This is a genomic window from Bacillus sp. PAMC28748 (assembly GCF_014250415.1).
In the GTDB taxonomy this organism is placed as follows: domain Bacteria; phylum Bacillota; class Bacilli; order Bacillales; family Bacillaceae; genus Bacillus; species Bacillus licheniformis.
In genome coordinates, this window is the sequence record NZ_CP060192.1 from 3,988,464 (window position 1) to 4,008,465 (window position 20,002).

17 protein-coding genes, 1 other RNA gene and 1 other annotated feature are annotated in these 20,002 nt (G+C 48.7%); of the genes, 2 read left to right on the forward strand and 16 right to left on the reverse strand.

Going from position 1 to position 20,002, the window contains the following annotated elements; translation table 11 throughout:
* Window positions 1-59: 59 nt before the first annotated feature.
* The 10 genes from alaS to cymR all read right to left on the reverse strand — a co-directional run bounded on the left by alaS (window position 60) and on the right by cymR (window position 11,094).
* Entirely contained in the window at window positions 60-2,696 is a 2,637-nt protein-coding gene (alaS, locus tag H7F26_RS20650; protein ID WP_017474362.1) for an alanine--tRNA ligase, read from the reverse strand.
* A gap of 350 nt (window positions 2,697-3,046) precedes the next feature.
* Entirely contained in the window at window positions 3,047-4,105 is a 1,059-nt protein-coding gene (locus tag H7F26_RS20655; RefSeq protein ID WP_003183924.1) for an AI-2E family transporter, read from the reverse strand.
* 90 nt (window positions 4,106-4,195) lie between these two features.
* Window positions 4,196-4,327 carry a YrzQ family protein gene (locus tag H7F26_RS20660; protein WP_003183926.1) on the reverse strand — a complete coding sequence of 44 codons (132 nt, stop codon included), beginning with the start codon at window positions 4,325-4,327 and terminating at the stop codon, window positions 4,196-4,198.
* Between the two features lie 15 nt (window positions 4,328-4,342).
* Window positions 4,343-4,534 carry a hypothetical protein gene (locus H7F26_RS20665; RefSeq protein WP_003183928.1) on the reverse strand — a complete coding sequence of 64 codons (192 nt, stop codon included), beginning with the start codon at window positions 4,532-4,534 and terminating at the stop codon, window positions 4,343-4,345.
* 15 nt (window positions 4,535-4,549) lie between these two features.
* A complete protein-coding gene (locus H7F26_RS20670; RefSeq protein WP_003183930.1) occupies window positions 4,550-5,014 on the reverse strand; it encodes a PRC-barrel domain-containing protein in 465 nt (154 codons plus the stop codon).
* 88 nt (window positions 5,015-5,102) lie between these two features.
* The gene (locus H7F26_RS20675; protein ID WP_003183932.1) at window positions 5,103-7,499 is read right to left on the reverse strand and encodes an SF1B family DNA helicase RecD2; all 2,397 of its coding nucleotides are present in this window, start codon (window positions 7,497-7,499) and stop codon (window positions 5,103-5,105) included.
* Window positions 7,500-7,549: 50 nt separating this feature from the next.
* Window positions 7,550-8,200: a tetratricopeptide repeat protein gene (locus H7F26_RS20680; RefSeq protein ID WP_003183935.1), complete on the reverse strand. Its 651-nt coding sequence runs from the start codon at window positions 8,198-8,200 to the stop codon at window positions 7,550-7,552.
* A 93-nt stretch (window positions 8,201-8,293) separates the two neighbouring features.
* Window positions 8,294-9,412 carry a tRNA 2-thiouridine(34) synthase MnmA gene (mnmA, locus tag H7F26_RS20685; protein ID WP_003183938.1) on the reverse strand — a complete coding sequence of 373 codons (1,119 nt, stop codon included), beginning with the start codon at window positions 9,410-9,412 and terminating at the stop codon, window positions 8,294-8,296.
* Between the two features lie 105 nt (window positions 9,413-9,517).
* Window positions 9,518-10,657, reverse strand: coding sequence for a cysteine desulfurase family protein (locus tag H7F26_RS20690; RefSeq protein WP_003183940.1), 1,140 nt, complete (start codon window positions 10,655-10,657; stop codon window positions 9,518-9,520).
* A gap of 20 nt (window positions 10,658-10,677) precedes the next feature.
* Window positions 10,678-11,094, reverse strand: a complete 417-nt coding sequence (gene cymR / locus H7F26_RS20695; RefSeq protein WP_003183943.1) for a cysteine metabolism transcriptional regulator CymR — start codon at window positions 11,092-11,094, stop codon at window positions 10,678-10,680.
* Window positions 11,095-11,667: 573 nt separating this feature from the next.
* On the opposite strand from cymR, the gene H7F26_RS20700 reads away from it, so the two are divergent.
* The gene (locus H7F26_RS20700) at window positions 11,668-12,933 is read left to right on the forward strand and encodes a replication-associated recombination protein A (protein ID WP_017474364.1); all 1,266 of its coding nucleotides are present in this window, start codon (window positions 11,668-11,670) and stop codon (window positions 12,931-12,933) included.
* Window positions 12,934-13,017: 84 nt separating this feature from the next.
* On the opposite strand, the gene H7F26_RS20705 is transcribed toward H7F26_RS20700, so the two are convergent.
* The 5 genes from H7F26_RS20705 to H7F26_RS20725 form a co-directional block, all read right to left on the reverse strand.
* The gene (locus H7F26_RS20705) at window positions 13,018-13,782 is read right to left on the reverse strand and encodes a tRNA threonylcarbamoyladenosine dehydratase (protein ID WP_003183947.1); all 765 of its coding nucleotides are present in this window, start codon (window positions 13,780-13,782) and stop codon (window positions 13,018-13,020) included.
* Between the two features lie 154 nt (window positions 13,783-13,936).
* Window positions 13,937-14,133, reverse strand: a non-coding RNA gene (gene ssrS, locus H7F26_RS20710) — 6S RNA.
* 68 nt (window positions 14,134-14,201) lie between these two features.
* Window positions 14,202-15,980 carry an aspartate--tRNA ligase gene (aspS, locus tag H7F26_RS20715; protein ID WP_003183949.1) on the reverse strand — a complete coding sequence of 593 codons (1,779 nt, stop codon included), beginning with the start codon at window positions 15,978-15,980 and terminating at the stop codon, window positions 14,202-14,204.
* 14 nt (window positions 15,981-15,994) lie between these two features.
* Complete coding sequence (gene hisS, locus H7F26_RS20720; RefSeq protein ID WP_003183951.1) at window positions 15,995-17,269, reverse strand: histidine--tRNA ligase; 1,275 nt, start codon at window positions 17,267-17,269, stop codon at window positions 15,995-15,997.
* A gap of 80 nt (window positions 17,270-17,349) precedes the next feature.
* Window positions 17,350-17,589, reverse strand: a binding site (T-box leader).
* A 54-nt stretch (window positions 17,590-17,643) separates the two neighbouring features.
* Window positions 17,644-17,808 (reverse strand): YrzK family protein, encoded by a 165-nt coding sequence (locus H7F26_RS20725; protein WP_003183953.1) that lies wholly within the window; start codon window positions 17,806-17,808, stop codon window positions 17,644-17,646.
* A gap of 130 nt (window positions 17,809-17,938) precedes the next feature.
* Here H7F26_RS20725 and H7F26_RS20730 point away from each other — a divergent pair, with 130 nt between their 5' ends.
* A complete protein-coding gene (locus tag H7F26_RS20730) occupies window positions 17,939-19,522 on the forward strand; it encodes an N-acetylmuramoyl-L-alanine amidase family protein (protein WP_016885538.1) in 1,584 nt (527 codons plus the stop codon).
* 27 nt (window positions 19,523-19,549) lie between these two features.
* Here the strand turns inward: H7F26_RS20730 and dtd are convergent, their stop codons facing one another.
* Window positions 19,550-19,993 carry a D-aminoacyl-tRNA deacylase gene (gene dtd / locus H7F26_RS20735; protein WP_003183959.1) on the reverse strand — a complete coding sequence of 148 codons (444 nt, stop codon included), beginning with the start codon at window positions 19,991-19,993 and terminating at the stop codon, window positions 19,550-19,552.
* Window positions 19,994-20,002: the final 9 nt, after the last annotated feature.

Below are 20,002 nucleotides of genomic sequence, written 5' to 3' on the forward strand. Positions count from 1 at the left end.
CGCAGGCAAAGTTTCAGCCTGATTACCTTCTAATCACCATTCTACACCACAATCGCTATTTATAAAACGGATTTTACCCATTCTTCCGCAGATGCCAATGCTTCAGCCAGCCGCTCAGGCTGTTTTCCTCCCGCCTGCGCCATGTCAGGACGGCCGCCTCCGCCGCCTCCGCATGCTTCTGCGACTTGCTTGACAAGCTTGCCTGCATGGAAACCCCGCTCTATTAAATCTTTTGTAACTCCGGCGGAAATATTCACTTTTTCATTTTGAACCGCCCCGAGAACAATAACGGCTGAGCCCAGTTTCGCCTTCAGATCGTCAACCATTGTGCGCAGGTGATTCATATCTTTGGCATTCACTTTTTCTGCGAGCAGTTTGATTCCGTCAATTTCTTTTACTTTTTCCAAAATCTCTCCGGCTTCTTTATTGCCCAGTTTCGCCAATAAAGATTCGTTTTCTCTCTGAGCTTCTTTCAGATCAGACTGGAGCGCTTCGATCCGTTTCGGCACTTCCTTCACGTTGGTTTTCAGGACTTCTGCCGCCTGTTCGAGAAGCTCCAGTTTGGCGTTCATCTCTTCGTAAGCGCCCTGCCCTGTTACCGCTTCGATCCTGCGGGTGCCAGCCCCGATGCCTGATTCGGATACGATCTTAAAGAGGCCGATTTCAGCCGTATTTCTCACATGGCAGCCTCCGCACAGCTCGATGCTGTAGTCGCCGACTTGAACAACGCGGACGATGTCCCCGTATTTTTCGCCGAACAGTGCCATGGCTCCCATCGCTTTCGCTTCATCAATCGGTTTTAAGTCGATTTGAACCGGAATCGATGCCCAAATTTTCTCGTTCACTTTTGTTTCGATTTGTTCGAGTTCTTCCTTTGTCACCTGTCCAAAGTGAGAGAAGTCAAAGCGCAGACGGCTGTCAGTGACTAGCGAGCCGGCCTGGTTGACATGCGTACCGAGCACATCTTTCAGCGCCTGGTGAAGCAGGTGTGTCGCGGTATGGTTTTTGACGATGTCTTTTCTGAGCCGCTCAGTGACTTCTGCCGTTACGCTCATGCCTTTTTTAATTGCGCCGCTTTCCACGATCCCTTCATGCAGGTGCTGGCCGTTTGGCGCTTTTTTAACGTCTGTGACGCGAATAGCCGCATCACCGCTTTTAACCCAGCCTTTATCACCGATTTGTCCGCCGCTTTCAGCATAGAACGGCGTTTTTTCCAGAATGAACTGAACCTTTTGGCCTTCCTGAACGAGATCGACAAGTTCTCCGTCTTGAAGAAGCTCGGCGATTTTCGTTTCCGTTTTGATATCGGAATAGCCGATGAACTCGCTTTCTGTCATGATATCGCGGAGAGCGCCGCCTTGAACCTGCATGCTGCCGACGTCCTGGCGCGCCTGCCGGGCCCGTTCGCGCTGCTTGTCCATTTCGCGCTCAAATCCTTCATGATCGACTTGCATGCCTTCATCTTCTGCGTATTCTTCAGTCAGTTCAACAGGGAATCCATACGTATCATACAGTTTAAAGACATCTTCCCCGGAAATGATGCGGTTACCTTTTGCTTTTTCCTTTTGAATAACTTCTGAGAGAATCGCCAAGCCTTCGTGCAATGTTTCATGGAAGCGTTCTTCCTCTGTTTTGATGACTTTCGCAATAAAGTCCGCTTTTTCTTTGACTTCGCCGTAGAAAGCGGCCATGATGTCGGCAACTACCGGTACGAGCTCATACATAAACGGACGGTTGATATTGATGGACTTCGCATAGCGGACAGCGCGGCGAAGCAGCCTTCTGATGACATAGCCGCGCCCCTCGTTTGACGGAAGCGCTCCGTCGCCGACCGCAAACGCAGCCGTCCGGATATGATCGGCCACAACCTTAAACGCCGTATCTTTTTCAGCAGATGTGCCGTACTTTTCTCCTGAAATGGCTTCTGTCGCCTTGATGATCGGCATAAACAAATCCGTATCATAGTTCGTCTTGGCGTCTTGAATAACAGATACCATCCGTTCAAGACCCATCCCGGTATCAATGTTTTTCTTCGGAAGCGGTGTATATGTTCCGTCAGGATTGTGGTTGAACTCGGAGAACACAAGGTTCCATACTTCTAGGTAACGCTCGTTCTCCCCGCCCGGGTAAAGCTCCGGATCAGACGGATCATTTCCATAATCTTCACCGCGGTCATAGAAGATTTCGGTATTTGGTCCGCTCGGGCCTTCGCCGATATCCCAGAAGTTTCCTTCCAGTCTGATGATCCGTTCCTCAGGTATGCCGATTTTTTTTGACCATAATTCATACGCTTCGTCATCTTCCGGATGCACCGTGACTGACAGGCGTTCGGGATCGAAGCCGATCCATTTTTGATCGGTTAAAAATTCCCATGCCCACTCGATCGCTTCTTCTTTGAAATAATCGCCGATCGAAAAGTTGCCGAGCATCTCAAAGAACGTATGGTGGCGGGCTGTTTTCCCGACATTCTCAATATCGTTCGTCCTGATTGATTTTTGAGCGTTGCAGATGCGCGGATTCTCCGGCACAACCCGTCCGTCAAAATATTTTTTCAGCGTCGCGACTCCGCTGTTGATCCAAAGCAGGGAGGGATCTTCATGCGGAATAAGAGAGGCGCTCGGTTCAACGGCATGCCCTTTTTCTTTAAAAAAGTCTAAAAACATTTGGCGCACTTGTGCGGATGTTAATGTCTTCATTATTTTTTCCTCCTTTAATGATGCACATGCAAATTAAAAAGCCCCCGCCCCATGCAAACAACGTTTACACAGGGACGAGAGCTCCTCTCGCGGTACCACCCTGATTATGTGCGTAACAAAACGAAACGCCCATCACCTTGATATCCGAATAACGCCGGATGAAGACGGCAGGTTTTCGCCTGCACTCAGGATTAGCTTCTACTGATCTTCTGTTAAAGCTCTTTCACCGCTATGGAGCTTCTCTCTATAAAACAGGGCTTCAGTATACTCGGATCCGTCAATCGAGATACGTATGTATGTCTATTTCGAAATTATAGACAACGGAAGCCGTTATGTCAAACTTCTGCCGCTTACGCTTTTCTTGCCGCTAAAAAATGGACGAGCATCACTTTGATAACAGCCATGACAGGCACAGCCAGAATCATGCCGATGATGCCGGCAAGCTCCCCGCCCGCCAGCAATCCAAGCATAATGACAACCGGATGCATATGCAGGCTTTTGCCGACGACAAGGGGCCCGAGGATATTGCCTTCAATAAACTGAAGAATCAAAATCGTAATGATCACCACGAAAACGAGCCTCGTCGATAAAGCGGCTGCTACCATGACAGCCGGAATCGCGCCGATGACAGGGCCGAAATACGGAATGACATTTGTCGCGCCGATGACAAGGCCGAGGATCAGCGGATAGGGCAGGTCAAAAAACCAAAATGACAGGCTCGCTCCCAAGCCGATGACAAGGCAGACAAAAAGCTGGCCTCTGATGTAGTCCCCGAGAGAATCATCGACATCCCGGATGAATTCGCTGCCTCTTGCTCTCCATGAAGAAGGCGTCAAATACCATACCGCCTTTTTCATCGTATCAATATCTTTCACCATGTAGAATACTAAAAACGGAATGATCGCCGCCAAGAGCATATAATCAAAAACGAATCGGATGCTTCGTATCGTCCGTTCTACCCAGCTTGCAACGAATTCTTCCGTCTGATTGACGAACCTGTCGACTCTGTCGTGCATGCCGTCAGGCCAGCCGTCTGTATGATGATGCAGCTGATCCAGCATGTTTTCGTATGATGCGGCAAGAACCGGAATTCCCTCTGAAAGCTCTGTCAGCTGTTTAATGAGGATCGGCACCCCTTTGTAAAAAGCGTAGCCGAGACCTGCAAAAAACAGAAAATAAATCAGCAAAATACTCAATGTTCTCGGCACGCCTGCCCGGTGTATCTTTTCCACGACAGGCAAAAGCAGATAGGTGATAAAAACCGCGATCGCCAGCGGGATCAGAATCGACTTGAGCAGCACGCAGACAGGCTCCCAAATCATTCTCAGCTGCAAAAAGATATAGACGGTTAATAGCAAAAGCATAAAGATCGAGACCCACATTAAAAGCTGCAGCGGTTTTTTCAGCATGTTTTTCACCCCTTGTTAGCTTTTGATTTCTGCTTGTAATTATTCCCTAAGAAAAAAAGGGACACCCCTTTTAAGGGTATCCCTTTCTGCTTAAAACATTTTCATGACGCGTCTTCTCAGCTTTCTCATGTTTCGCTTGTTCATCATATCGTTCTGAGACGCCATGTAGTACATTAAAGCCCCGGCTCCTAAAGAAATGAGAGAAGTCATTGTACGATTCAACTTTCTAACCTCCATTCAAAGGTTGATCGTTCGTTCGTCATCTGTAAACAGATCGTCCAGGCTGCTCAATGTTCCGTCCTCTTCGACTTGATGGGTCGAAATTTTTCCTTTTGATAGGGTCAGCTCAATAAAGCATCCCCAGCAGTAATATTGATTTACACCGATTTTGCCGATGTTTTTGCTTTTGCAATTCGGGCAAACGAGCATTTGAACACACACCTCTTATTCGTTCAAGACGATTGTGCTTCTGCCTACTTCAAGCGGTTCCCCAGATGAGTGAATCTGCTTTTTGTCGCCTGACAAATCGGCAAAAAAACCGTCTGATAGTTCATATGCTACGATTATGCCCGTGTCGGAAGAAAAGTATACATCTTCCAGCATGCCCAGCGTATCTCCTGCTCCGTTTTTGACCATTTTTTGCTTCATCTGGTCATAAGAAAGACTCTGCTTCGGAACTTGCATCGGCTTGAACTCGGTGAAATCAACGTATACGCCGTCACGTCCGATTTCGGTGACCGCGGGAAGCGGAAGAAGCGAACGGGGATTGTAAAAGCGCCGCTTCTCTTCCATAATCAATCCGAGACATGTCCCTTCGTGAGAAAAACAGATATCCGTTACCACCCCAAGCGGGAGAGAAGACTGTCTGTCGTAAACATTGAGTCCTTCCAGCTCATTGCATGTTCTCAAAGTGTGATCAACCACCTTTTTACGAACACTCTTATGATCTGCTGTTGCGCCGCGACTCATACGATGAAATGGATTCCATGAAAAACACTTATTCTGCTTCCTTTTCCATAAAATCAAAAGGTGTAATGCCTTCCATCCCGATATTGGCGTCATAGACGCTGAATGGCAGCTCTTTTTGAAGCGCCATGAGCTCTTCATCCTCTTCATGTGCCGCCTGCTGAAGCCGTCTTTTAAGCGATGTCTGCCTTTCTGATGATTCCTTATTTTTCACGCCCCATTCAAGGGCTTCCTCTTCGCCGCACAGAATCAGGAATTTTTTGCTTCTTGTAATAGCCGTGTAAAGCAAGTTCCTTCTCAGCATCCGGTAATAGCTTTTGACGACCGGAAGGATGACGATCGGAAATTCGCTGCCTTGCGATTTGTGGATCGAACAGCAATAGGCGTGCGTAAACTGGTTGAAATCTTTTTTTGCAAACGTGATTTCATTCCCGTCGAAAGAGACAACGGCCATATCTTCTTTTTCCGTATTTTCTTTCGCATAAAAAATCGAGACGATCTCGCCCATGTCACCGTTAAACACGTTATGCTCCGGCTGGTTGACGAGCTGGAGCACTTTATCTCCGGTACGGTACACGACATCTCCGTACTTCATTTCCCTGCCTTTCGGCTTCGGCGGATTCAGTATGCCCTGCAAAAGGGCGTTCAACTCATTGATGCCGGCCGCTCCTCTGTACATCGGAGCCAAAACCTGAATATCCCTGGCCGAATATCCTTTTTGCAGCGCGTTTTTGACGACTTTTTCGACGACTTCTTTGATCTGCTGCTGGCGGCAGCGAATAAAAGAACGGTCTTTTGTCGGGGCGGCCAAGTTTTCCGGAAGCTTTCCCTGTTTCATTTCGTGCGCCAGTTCAACGATTGAAGAGCCTTCAGCCTGTCTGTAAATGTCGGTTAATCTGACAGAAGGAATCACATTCGATGCCAACAGATCCCTTAGCACCTGTCCGGGACCGACGGACGGAAGCTGGTCTTCATCTCCGACCATGATCACCTGTATCCGATCGGGGATCGCCTTGAATAATTGGTTGGCAAGCCATATATCAAGCATGCTCGTTTCATCAATAATGAGCAGCCGTCCTTCAATCGGATTGTCTTCATCGTGCGTAAATCCTTCGGCTCCGTTCCAGCCGAGAAGCCTGTGAATCGTAACGGCCGGCAGACCGGTCGACTCGCTCATCCGCTTAGCGGCCCGGCCGGTCGGTGCTGCCAGCACAAACGGAAACGTTTCATCTTTTTTGTAATCAGCCGGATTTAAGCTTAAGCCGTGCAGCTCGCTGTACAACTCGACGATTCCCCTGATGACGGTCGTTTTCCCGGTTCCCGGTCCGCCCGTCAAAAGCAGCATCGGCGACATCAGCGCTTTTTGTATGGCTTCTTTTTGGCTTGGCGCGTACTGCACTTTCATCCGTTCTTCAAGCTCCCCTAAAGCGAGCAGGAATTCCGATTCGGGAAACTGGTCATCGTATTCGGTCTGTCCGGCGATTTTCTGCACCCTTTTGGCAAAGCTTTGTTCAGCGTAGTAAAGGGACGGATAATAACACCTTTCATCTTCAATGAACAGCTCTTTTTGCTCCCCTAAGGAAATGATCGCGTCCGCCACATCCATCTCGGTTACTTTTTCATCGCCTGCTGACTGGTTTAACAGCTTTTGCGTCTCGATGATGAGCTGTCTCGTTTCTATGTACGTATGCCCTTCTTGAAGGCATGTCGCTTCAACCGTGTATAAAATCGCCGCTTTGATCCGCTCTTCATGTTTGCCTGAGATCCCCATTCTGCCGCCCAGTTCGTCTGCTTTGATAAAGCCGATTCCTTCAACATCTTTGACAAGCTGGTACGGATTTTCGCGGATTTTATCGAGCGTTTCCGCTTCGTACGCCTGATAAATTTTCATGGACAGCTGGGGGCCGAAGCCGAATTCGCTCAAGGAGATCATAATCTGCTCGAGCCCCTGATGCTGCTGAAGGGCAGCGGCAAGCTTATCCGCCTTTTTTTTGGAGAGCTTCGGGACATCATACAGGACGGCGCCGTCGCTTAAAATTTTGTTGATTGCCCCTTCCCCCAGCTTATTGACAATTTCCTCGGCCGTTTTCTTGCCGATTCCTTCAAATAAATCGCTGGCCAAGTATTGGATCACGCCTTCTTTCGTTGTCGGCACTTCCTTTTTGAAATGATCCGCTTGAAATTGCAGGCCAAATTTCGGATGGGAGGCGGTTTTTCCGTAAAATGTGTAGATATCGTCTTCATGGATCAAAGGAAAGTAACCGGTGACAGAAACGGTTTTGTCTTCAAAAGACTCTGATGTTTCTTCCACTTTTACTTTCAGTACGGTATACAGGTTTGTTTCATTATGATATATGACAGCCGTTACCGTTCCTTTTACAAATGAAGCTTCTTCCATTTCGATCTGGTCCGGGTTATGGCGCTGCATCACTGTTATCCCCCCTCCATTCAAAATCGGTCATGACGGCCCTTGATCAATCAAGCTTCTTCTAAAAGCTGCTTGGCGCGAATGCTGAGCATATGATCCGGCTGAATGTCCAGCGCCTTGTTCAGCATGTCGAGCGCTGTTTTCCGATCTTCCTTAAACGCATAGGCAACGCCTAAATTATAAAATGCATCGGCATGGGACGGGTCGCGCTCCGTTACATTTGAAAATTCCGTGATCGCTTCGTCCAGCATCCCTTCATTGGCAAGGCACATCGCGTAATGAAAACGGGCTTCGACATCCGCATCGTTCAGCTCGGCGGCTCTTTGCAAATACGGCATTGCGAGCTTCGGCTGCTCAAGCTTCACGAGCGTGGTTCCGAGCATATAATATAAGTCGCTGTTTTCCATGCCCGTCCGATGCGCTTTTTCGAACATGTCCTTCGCTTCTTGATACCGCTCTTTCATGACATAGACATTCCCTGCTCCATAATAAGCCGCTCCTGCTTTCTCATCCAAAGCAGCCGCCCTGTCGTAAAACTTAAGCGCCCTGTCCAATTCGCCGACTGCAGAAAGCAGGTTGGCAAAGTTGATATAAGGCACCGGATCTCCGCTGTTTTCATCAATTGCCTTTGTAAAGGCTTCAGCGGCTTTTTCAAAGTCGCCTTTTTGCATTGCATCTATTCCAATTTGATTGTAATCCAAAAGCCCTCTCCCTTTCACGAACTATTTTAAAAAGGCCGCCGACATTGCCGGCAGCCGTTCGAGAAGCTCCGGGGTGTATCCAGAGCCCCGGTTTTATACATACCAAAGTTGTTGTCCGTCTTTAAACACATCATCAATCGTTCCGCCGCCGAGGCATTCTTCGCCTTTGTAAAAGACAACCGCTTGTCCCGGCGTCACGGCGCGGACCGGCTCTTTAAAGACGACCTCCGCTTCATCCGTCCCGGTCATTCTGACAGTGACTTCATGATCGGCTTGGCGGTAGCGGAATTTGGCCGTGCAGGCGAGCTCCTCTTCGCCGCCGAAGACGCCCTTATGCACAAAGCTTACGTTTGTCGCCGTAATCTTATCGGAGAAAAGCAGCGGATTGTCGAAACCTTGATCTACATACAAGATGTTTTTTTCAAGGTCTTTTCCGACGACGAACCACGGCTCTCCGCTTCCGCCGATGCCGAGGCCGTGCCTTTGTCCAATCGTATAGTACATTAAACCGTCGTGGCGGCCTTTAAATTCGCCTTCCATCGTCCGCATATCTCCCGGCTGTGCTGGAAGGTACTGGCTGAGAAACGTTTTGAAATTCCGTTCCCCGATAAAGCAGATGCCTGTGCTGTCTTTTTTGGCAGCTGTCGCAAGCCCCGCTTCTTTTGCAATTTCCCTGACGCGGCTTTTTTGAAGCTGCCCGATCGGAAACAGCACTTTGCTCAGTTGCTCTTCTGTCAGCTGGTTTAGAAAATAGGTTTGATCTTTATTTTCATCAAGCCCTCTGAGCATTTTAACACGCCCGTCCGTACGGTCGACCCGCGCATAGTGGCCGGTGGCCAAATAATCGGCTCCAAGCGACAAAGCATGCTCCAAAAAGGCTTTGAATTTAATTTCTTTATTGCACATGACATCTGGATTCGGCGTTCTGCCCGCTTTATATTCATCAAGGAAATATTGAAAAACCTTTTCCCAATACTGCTTTTCAAAATTCACCGCATAATACGGTATGCCGATTTGATTACATACCTTTATGACATCTTCGTAATCTTCCGTCGCTGTGCAAAAACCGTTCTCATCTGTGTCATCCCAGTTTTTCATAAAAATTCCGATGACATCATAGCCCTGCTCTTTCAAAAGCAAAGCCGCCACAGAGGAATCAACGCCTCCGGACATTCCGACGACCACCCGTGTATCTTCAGGCCGCTTCGCCATTTTCATCAACTCCAATAAATCAATTCAAAAACTTGTCCTTTCAGATCATATCATCATTTTCGGGCAGGATGCGAATCTTTAGCTCGGAGCATGGCTTCCCGAAATTTATGACAGACGCTTAACAACTTTAGCAAGTTCTTTCGCGGCGCGCTCAACCTGTTCCTCTGTATTGCCAAAGCCGAAGCTGATCCGGATGGATGACGTGAGCCGATCGTCTTCTTCGCCAAACATGGCGGAGAGAACATGAGACGGAAGCACAGACCCGGCCGTGCACGCCGATCCGCTCGATACTGCGATTCCCGCCATATCGAGATTGACGAGCAGCGATTCAACAGATACTCCCGGGAAATACAAATTCAAAATATGCGGCAGACTGTGCCGCCTGCTGCCGTTCACATCGAATGAGACGCCTTCTGCTTCCAGCGTACGGGTGATGATGTCTTTAAACCGGCGGTAAAGATCCGATTTTTCTTCTCTTTCCCGACCCGAGAGCAAAACAGCTTCACCGAGCCCCGCGATTCCCGGGACATTTTCCGTTCCCGCCCGGCGTTTGCGTTCCTGCTCTCCTCCGAAAAGAAGCTGGCTGAGCTTCACGTTTTCGTTGACGTATAAAAAGCCTGTTCCCTTCGGCCCGTTAAGTTTATGTCCGGAGACAGACATCATATCGATACGGCTTTTTTGCACATCAATCGGCAAAAAACCGAAGGCTTGAACCGCATCTGTATGAAACAGCGCGGGATGGTCCTTTAGCAGATCGCCGATCTCATCTATCGGCTGAATCGTTCCCACTTCATTGTTCCCATACATAACCGTCACCAGGATGGTATCGTCTCGCAGTGCGTCTTTCACCTGCTCGGCGGAGATTCTTCCGCTTTCGTCGACGTCTAGATATGTGACGTCAAATCCCATTTCTTCAAGCCTGTTGCACGTATGCAGAACGGCATGGTGCTCGATCTTTGTCGTGATGATGTGGCGGCCCTGCTTCTCTCTCGCCAGCGCGCTTCCGAGAATCGCCATATTGTCGGCTTCGGTTCCCCCGCTCGTAAAAACGATTTCATTGGGATGCGCTCCGATTTCCTGAGCGATCAGCTCCCTCGTGCTGTCAAGCCATTTCCGGCTCTCCCTTCCAAAGGAATGAATGCTTGAAGGGTTTCCGAAGTTTTCCGTTAAGTAAGGCAGCATTTTTTCCACTACCCGGGGGTCAGTCGGAGAAGTCGCTGCATGGTCTAAGTAAATCCGTTCCATCCTACCATTACACCTCGATCTTAAATGTAAAACATATACGCTTCCTGCTCGCCCTCTGTATAGCTGGCCAAGTCTTCAAGCGTCGTGGAGTCCAGCACTTCCTTGACAGCATCGCGAATCTTGATCCACAGTTCGCGCTTTGCCGGCTCCTCATTTTCAAGCACTTCCACCGGGCTGATCGGCCCTTCCAGGACGCGAATGATATCGCCCGCCGTAATCGCCGCAGGCTCGTCACCAAGAATGTAGCCGCCGTAGGCCCCGCGAATGCTTTTCACAAGCCCGGCGTTCCGCAAAGGTGAAACAAGCTGTTCCAAATAATGTTCCGATAAATCGTTTGTCTGAGCAATACTTTTCAAAGAAGTCGGGCCTTCCCCATGCTTTTTCGCAAGCTCAATCATAATCGTCAGCCCGTATCTGCCTTTAGTTGATATTTTCAAAATAAACACCTCTAACCTATAATAAATCATGCCTTCAGGACGAAGTACTCGGCGTTTTTCGCAGGACGCGAAAGACCTTAGCCGAGTCTCCTTTTGCACCAGGACGAAGGTGACCGGCGTTTTTCGCAGGACGCGAAAGACCTTAGCCGAGTCTCCTTTCACACCAGGACGAAGGTACTCGGCGTTTTTCACAGGATGTGAAAGCCCTTAGCCGAGTCCTTTTCACACCAGAACAAAGGTGCTCGGCGTTCCTCACAGCAAACAAAAGCCCTTAAGCCGAGTCCCGTTCAGGCGCAGAAAGCGCCGCGGTGCATCCTCATAAGGCATAAGCCGATCTCCAAGATTGAAACACCGGCAGGAAGCCGGCTGTCGGATTCAAGCGTCTGTTATATATTAAAAACTCGGTTGGGACAAGGTTCCGGCCTTGTCCGTCTGATAGATTACAGGTTATTATAGCACACTTTATATAAACTTTCATTTTCGGCCTTATATTCAGCTTGCCATATTCATTTCTTTTCTAATCGTCTTTTTTCCGTTACTCTATAAAAAGAATACATTCGGGAGAGATCAATCATGAAACCACTCGCATTTCGAATGCGCCCTACAAAAATCGAAGAGGTTCTCGGCCAGGATCACCTGGTCGGGGAAGGAAAGATCATTCATCGGATGGTGCAGGCCAAACACCTTTCATCGATGATTCTGTACGGCGCCCCGGGCATCGGCAAAACGTCGATCGCCACGGCGATTGCCGGCAGCACGAGCATCGCTTTCCGAAAGCTGAACGCAGTCATCAATAATAAAAAGGATATGGAAGCCATTGCCGCCGAAGCAAAAATGTCGGGGCAGGTTATCTTAATCCTTGATGAGGTGCACCGGCTTGACAAAGGCAAGCAGGACTTTCTCCTTCCGTATTTGGAAAACGGCATGATTATCATGATCGGGGCGACGACAGCCAACCCGTACCATGCGATCAATCCGGCGATCAGAAGCAGAACGCAGATTTTCGAGCTGCATCCGTTAGACCCTGAACAAATCAAAACGGCCATTAAACGGGCGCTTGAAGATAAACACAGAGGCCTCGGTTCGTATGACGTTGCCGTCGATGATGAGGCGCTTGACCATTTGGCCCGCGGCTGCGGCGGAGATGTCCGCTCAGCTTTGAATGCGCTCGAACTTGCCGTATTGTCCACAAAGGAAAACAGTGAGGGAGCGATACGCATTACATTGGAAATCGCAGAAGAATGCCTGCAGAAAAAAGGCTTTGTCCATGACAAAGATGGAGACGCGCATTATGATGTCATTTCCGCCTTCCAAAAATCAATCAGAGGCTCTGATGTCAATGCTGCACTGCACTACATGGCAAGGCTTATTGAAGCGGGGGATTTGGAAAGCCTTGCACGGAGGCTGCTTGTTATCGCCTATGAGGATGTCGGGCTGGCGAGTCCGCAGGCTGGTGGAAGAACGCTTCAAGCCATTCAAACGGCGGAACGAATCGGATTTCCGGAAGCGAGGATTCCGCTGGCCAACGCCGTGATTGAGCTCTGCCTGTCTCCTAAATCGAACTCGGCGATCCTTGCAGTTGACGAAGCGCTGTCAGACGTCCGCTCCGGAAAGATCGGCGATGTGCCGAACCATTTAAAGGACGCCCATTACAAAGGAGCCGCTGAGCTTGGCAGAGGTGTGGAATACAAATATCCGCACGATTACGAGAACGGCTGGGTCAAACAGCAGTACCTGCCTGATCCGCTGAAAAACAAAGTTTACTATCAGCCGAAGCAGACGGGAAAATTTGAACTCGCACTGAAACAAGTATACGACAAGCTGATGAAACAAAAATAATAAACGGCCTGTTTCTTTTCATTAAGGAGACAGGCCGTTTGTCTTGAAACCAAAAACGACAGCACCTCTGCTGTCGTTTTTGTATTACTTATCTTTCACCCTTTTGATCGGAATATCTTTCAAAAGCTCCATGATCACATGGCCGCCCATAATCAAGCCTGCGACTGACGGAACAAAAGCATTTGAAGACGGCGGCATCTGCGCTTTGCGGATTTTCGCTTCATCATTTCCGACGACTTGGCGTACGTCTTCACGGATCACGATCGGACTTTCGTCAGAAAAGACGACTTTAATGCCTTTCGTAATGCCTTCCTTGCGAAGCCTCGTCCGGATGACTTTTGCAATCGGATCGGTGTGGGTTTTTGAAATATCGGCCACTTGAAACCTTGTCGGATCTGTTTTATTGGCCGCTCCCATGCTTGAGATGATGTTGATGCCGCGCTTCAGGCACTCTTTCATTAAGTGGATTTTATAATGAATCGTGTCTGAAGCGTCGATTACATAATCCGGTTCATATGCAAAAAACTGTTCATACGTCTCTTCGGTATAGAACATTTTTAAAGCGATGACGTCGCATTCCGGATTAATATCGGCGATTCTCGCTTTCATTAAGTCAACTTTCGGCTGTCCGACCGTTGAAAGTAAAGCAGGCAGCTGACGGTTGACATTCGTGATGTCAACATCGTCTTTATCGACCATCACGATTCTGCCGACACCTGAACGGGCGAGCGCTTCCGCGGCGAAAGAACCGACCCCGCCGACGCCCAAAACGGCGACCGTGCTGTTTTTTAAAATATTTAAACCTTCTTTTCCAATCGCTAATTCGTTGCGTGAAAACTGATGTAACAAGAATCTCACTCCATCTTTATAAACAGTTACCGATAGTATCTTATCATAATCGGGTGATTAAACAAGCGGTCTATTTCATTTTGCCGTCATATTTTTTCGCTTCGCCTCATAGATTATCCTATGTATGGCCGAAAAACGGCCTTTTCAAGCACAAAAAAGTCCCGATTGTGCCGTTGTCGTATTCCTTCGTTTTGATCCCGCTCTCGGCAGGTGGGTGTTCTGTTCCAAACTTTGCAAGTCCTCCTGAGCACACGAGTGATAAGAGGCATTTGCTCCATTCGGAAACATCGAACTCCCAAGTAAAAAAATGTTCGGTCAAAACTAGGTGTACAACAAACACATCAGGACTTTATTTGTTAAAAATGATATCATACGTCCCTTTGATTTTCAATGGGATGTACAGCCGTATATTTTACAATTTACTGTCGAATTTTGCGTTTGATTTCAAGGTGCAGCTCATCAAGCTGAGCATTGTCGACCTCGCTTGGCGCTTCGGTCATCAGGCAGCTTGCGCTGGCCGTTTTCGGAAATGCGATCGTATCCCTCAAATTCGTACGGCCGCTGAGCAGCATCACCAGCCTGTCAAGACCGAGCGCAATTCCGCCATGCGGAGGAGCCCCGTAATCAAAAGCCTCGAGCAGGAACCCGAATTGCTCCTTCGCTTCTTCTTCTGAAAAGCCGAGAAGGCCAAACATTTTCTCCTGAACGTCTTTTTCAAAAATACGGATCGAGCCGCCGCCAAGTTCATAGCCGTTTAGGACAAGGTCGTAAGCCTGCGCTTTCATGTCCTGCGGATTCGTCTCGATCAGCTTGAGATCCTCTCTGACAGGCATTGTGAACGGGTGGTGTGCGGCATAGTAGCGGCCTTCCTCAGCATCGTACTCAAGAAGCGGCCAGTCGACAACCCATAAGAAGTTAAACAAGCTTTCATCGATCAGGTTCAGCTCTTTACCAAGCTTTAAACGAAGCGCTCCCAGCGCGTCATTGGCGACTTCGAGCTTGTCGGCCACAAAGAGAAGCAGATCCCCGTCTGCGGCGTCAAGCGCCTGAACAAGTGCCTCCTGTTTTTCGCCGGCAAAAAACTTCGCAATCGGTCCTTTAAGTCCATCCGCTTCTGTTTTCAGCCAAGCCAGCCCTTTTGCTCCATAGTTTGCAGCGAACTCTCCAAGCGCATCGATATCTTTGCGAGAGTAGTTTGCAGCGGCTCCTTTTACATTGATCGCCTTGACCGCTCCGCCGTTCGCCACAGCCGAAGCGAACACTTTAAAGTCCGAATCCTTCACTGCTTCTGACACATCCGTCAACAGCATGCCGAAGCGCGTATCCGGTTTGTCTGAGCCGTATCGGTTCATTGCATCCTCATACGACATTCTAGGAAGCGGAAGCGAGATTTCAATGCCGTGCGTTTCACGCATCACATGCGCCATCATTTCTTCTGAGAGCTTCATGATGTCTTCCTGGCTCATAAATGACATTTCGATATCGATTTGCGTAAACTCAGGCTGACGGTCGGCGCGCAGGTCCTCATCCCTGAAGCAGCGGGCGATTTGATAATAGCGGTCAAACCCTGACACCATCAAGAGCTGCTTAAAGATTTGCGGAGATTGCGGAAGCGCATAAAATTCCCCTTCATGCACCCGGCTCGGTACAAGATAGTCGCGCGCGCCTTCAGGCGTGCTTTTTGTTAAAACAGGCGTTTCAATATCAAGAAAGCCGTTGTCATCCAAAAAGCGGCGGACAGCTTTTGTGACGTTATGGCGCATTTTCAGGGAGTTGAACATCTCCGGACGGCGCAAGTCGAGATAGCGGTGCTTTAATCTGATGTCTTCAGATACTTCTGCAGCCTGGTCGCTGATCGCAAAAGGAGGCGTTTTGGCCGCACTCAGCACATCTACCGATTCCGCCTGAATTTCGATCCTTCCGGTCTTCAAGTTTGGATTGACTGTTGCTTCTTCACGGGCAACGACTTTGCCTGTAATGTCAAGCACATATTCGCTGCGGATGCTTTCAGCTGTTTCCAGGGCGTCTTTGGAAACGTCTGGATTAAATACGACCTGCACAATGCCGGTACGATCTCTCAAATCAATAAAAATCAAGCCTCCGAGATCGCGTCTTTTTTGAACCCATCCTTTTAAAACGACGGTTTCTCCGATCGCCTTCTCCGTTATTTCGCCACAATAATACGTTCGTCCAAACAAAGCGGTCCTCTCCTTTAACTTTCAGTGTTTGTTTTCAAAAAACGGATGAAATCATCAAGGCCGATGGCCTGTTGATCTCCTGTTTTCCCATCTTTGACATTAATTTGATTTTGGTTCAGTTCATCCTCGCCCAAAACAGCGATATATTTCGCATTGAGACGGTCGGCGGATTTAAACTGGCCTTTCATTTTTTTCTGTTCATAGTCGATTTCCGCGGATATCCCCGCTTCTCTCAGTTTATAGAGAAGGGATACGGAATAGTCTTTGGCTTTGTCGCCAAGTGTCACGATATAGCAGTCAATGCCTTCATCCGCTCCGACTTTTACATTTTCAGCATCCAGTGCGGCGAGAAGGCGTTCGATGCTCATCGCAAAGCCGATGCCCGGCGCTTTCGGACCGCCGAACTCCTCGGTAAGGCCGTCATAGCGCCCCCCGCCGGCAAGCGTCGTAATCGCTCCGAAGCCTTCGGCATTGCTCATGATTTCAAAGGCCGTGTGATTGTAATAGTCAAGCCCTCTCACCAGATTCGGATCGACCTCAAATGCAATGCCGATGTCCGTCAGATATTGCTGTACCTTTGCAAAATATGCTTTAGATTCTTCATTTAAGTAGTCAAGAATCGACGGAGCCGTTTTCAGCAGTTCATGATCCCTGTCTTTTTTGCAGTCCAGAATCCGCAGCGGGTTTTGCCGGAGCCGTTTTTGACAGTCTGAACAAAACTCGTCGATCCGCGGCTCAAAGTGGCGGATCAGCGCTTCTCTGTGAGCGGTTCGGCTCTCTTTGTCGCCGAGGCTGTTAATGACAAGCTTCAGGTTGCTGAGACCCGCTTTCCGGTATACACTCATCGCCAAAGCAATGACCTCCGCGTCAATCGCCGGATCGTTCGAACCGATCGCTTCGATGCCGAATTGATAAAATTGGCGGTAGCGGCCCGTCTGCGGCCTTTCATAGCGGAACATCGGTCCAATGTAGTAAAGCTTCGTCGGCTGAACCGGATTTGCAAAAAGTTTGTTTTCCACAAAAGAGCGTACTGCAGATGCAGTGCCTTCAGGACGAAGCGTCAGGCTTCTTCCTTTTTTGTCTGCGAATGTATACATTTCTTTTTGCACAATATCGGTCGATTCTCCCACCCCGCGGGAAAATAGTTCTGTATGTTCAAAAATAGGCGTCCGGATTTCTTTATATTGATACGCATGACACGTTTCTCTCGCAATCTTTTCGACATATTGCCAGCGTTCCGATTCTCCGGGGAGAATATCTTGTGTTCCCCTTGGAATATTAAATCCCATTTTTAAAATCCTCCTCATGACTTAAATGCTTTTCTCATTTATGGAAATAAAAAAACCCCCGAATCTACTATAAAACCAATAGTAGGGACGAGAGTTATACCCGTGGTGCCACCCTAGTTGGAACGATAAATCCGTTCCCGCTCATGCCTTTAACGCAGGTTCACGTCCGCCGCCTAATTGCTCGCATGTTATGCCGGGCTTTCAGCGGGAAACCTTCGGAGTGTTCATTCGGTCAAGATACCGTGCAGACCGCTTTCAGCCCAGGGCGGTTCCTCTCTTTTCACGTACTCTTGCCTACTATTCTCCATCTTCAGTTCAGCTCATATGTACACTAATTTATATTATAATACGAGTGTTACGTTTGCATGTCAACCCTATTTGCGGTTCTTTTTATTCTGAATTGATTCTTTGGACGTGAGCCCCAGCTCAGTGGCCGTTTCTTCCATGAAGCCGGCGCGCTCCGGGTCCGCATGCTCCTTTAGATGCAGATTCGCATCTTGCTCATGGATCGCCCTGCCCATTCTTTGATTATACCTCATGCAGCAACATCCTTTTGATATCTTTTTTCTATAGTATAAACAAATCATTTTCATTTTATTAAAAAAACGGCAAGGAATATACGATATAGAAGAAGAAGTAGTGTTCCAAGTTTTTTACCGAAAGGAGGAGATGGGAATCAATATGAAAAAAAGAGCGGTATTGATCCTATCGATGATGCTGGCAGCACAAGCAGCCTTTTATACATCGTCAAACACAGCTTCTGCAGCCATCGGGGAAGCCGTGATTGCCACCGATGAAATCAATGTCAGAAGCGGGCCTGGACTGAGCCACGAAATCGTCAGCGTCGTCAGCAGGAATGAAAGCTATCCGATTCTTGAAGAACGCGGGGATTGGGTGCAAATCCAGCTGAACGGCGGGCAAAAAGGCTGGGTCGTATCCTGGCTGATCAAGAAAAAGAGCCAAGTCTCCAGCGGATCTGATTCCGCATCGGGAAAAGTCACATCTTCCGAAGCAAACTTGAGAATCAGAAAAGGCCCCGGCACTTCATATGAAGTCCAAGGCGTATTCCCTGAAGGAGAACAGGCTGACCTGCTAAAGACCGACGGAAAATGGATAAAGATTTCCTATCAGAACATCACAGGCTGGGTCTATTCAGATTATGTCAATCAAGGTTCAGGCGCGAAACAGTCTCAATCGTCTTCATCACATGCTTCATCATCAAAATCGGGAACGGTCGGCGTATCCACCTTAAATGTCAGGAGCACAGCTTCCCATCAAGGCCGGATTATTGCCACGCTCCAACGGAATGCAAGTGTGACGATTTTAAACAAACAGCACGGCTGGTATGAAATCGAATTTAATGGACAAAAAGGCTGGGCCGCAAGCCACTATATTCTCGAAGGAAACAAACAGAACAGCGGAACCTCGGAAACAAGCAGCAGCTCCGAAGCAAAACGGCAGGCCACCATCGTGTATGAAGGCACAAATGTTAGAAGCGGGCCTTCGACATCCTCAGCGATCGTCAAACGCACGGGAAAAGGCGAGTCTTACCCGATCGTCTCTACAAAAGGAGACTGGTATGAAATCAAACTGTCAAACGGCGATTCCGCTTATGTCGCAAGCTGGGTCGTTCAGACTGTTGACCAGGCAGGCTCAGCCGGAGATTCGAAAAGCGCAGCACCGCCTTTGGCAAAGCGGTCAAGCTCGGGAGGCACAATCAAAAATAAAACGGTTGTCATCGATGCCGGACATGGAGGACATGACAGCGGGACAATCGGAACGCGGGGGACGCTCGAAAAACGGCTGACCATCAAAACGGCAACGCTTCTTGCCGCGAAACTGAGAGCCGATGGCGTCAACGTCTATATGACGCGGAATGACGATTCTTTCGTCAGCCTTCAGTCGCGGGTCGCGACCTCTCATTACCGAAACGCCGACGCTTTTATCAGCATTCATTATGATAGCTTTCCAAATGCGTCCGTCAGGGGAAATACGGCCTATTACTACAGCCCGTCCAAAGACCGGAAGCTCGCAGCAGACGTGCAGTCCGAGATCGAAAGGCACTCGCCTCTGCCAAGCCGCGGCGTACTATTCGGGGACTACTTCGTATTAAGAGAAAATAAACAGCCCGCCGCATTGTTTGAACTCGGCTACTTGAGCCATCCTCAAGAAGAAGCGGTAGTCAGCACGAACGCTTACAGAGAAAGAGTGACAGACGGCATCAGAAGCGGTCTAGAAAACTATTTTGACTAATTTAAAAAGCTCCCAATCGGGAGCTTTTTATGCTTTCGAATCCATAATAAACGTGACGGGACCCGAATTTGTCAGCTTGACATCCATCATTTCTCCAAATCTTCCCGTTTCGACAGTGACGCCTTTTGCGCGAAGCATGCTGTTCCACTCTTCGTACAATTGAAGCGCCTGATCGGGCTTTGCCGCTTTTGTAAAATTCGGCCGTCTTCCTTTTTTCGTGTCGCCGTACAAGGTAAACTGAGAAACCGATAAAACGGAGCCCCCGACATCTAAAAGCGACAGGTTCATCTTTTCGCCTTCATCCTCAAAAATTCGCAGATTGACAAGCTTCTCCGCCAAATATGCGGCATCCTCGCTCGTATCTTCGTGCGTCACGCCGACAAGCACCATCAAGCCGAGGCCGATTTCGCCGACAGTCTCGCCTCCTACCGAAACGCTTGCATCTGTGACGCGCTGAACAACTAATCTCATGACGCTTTT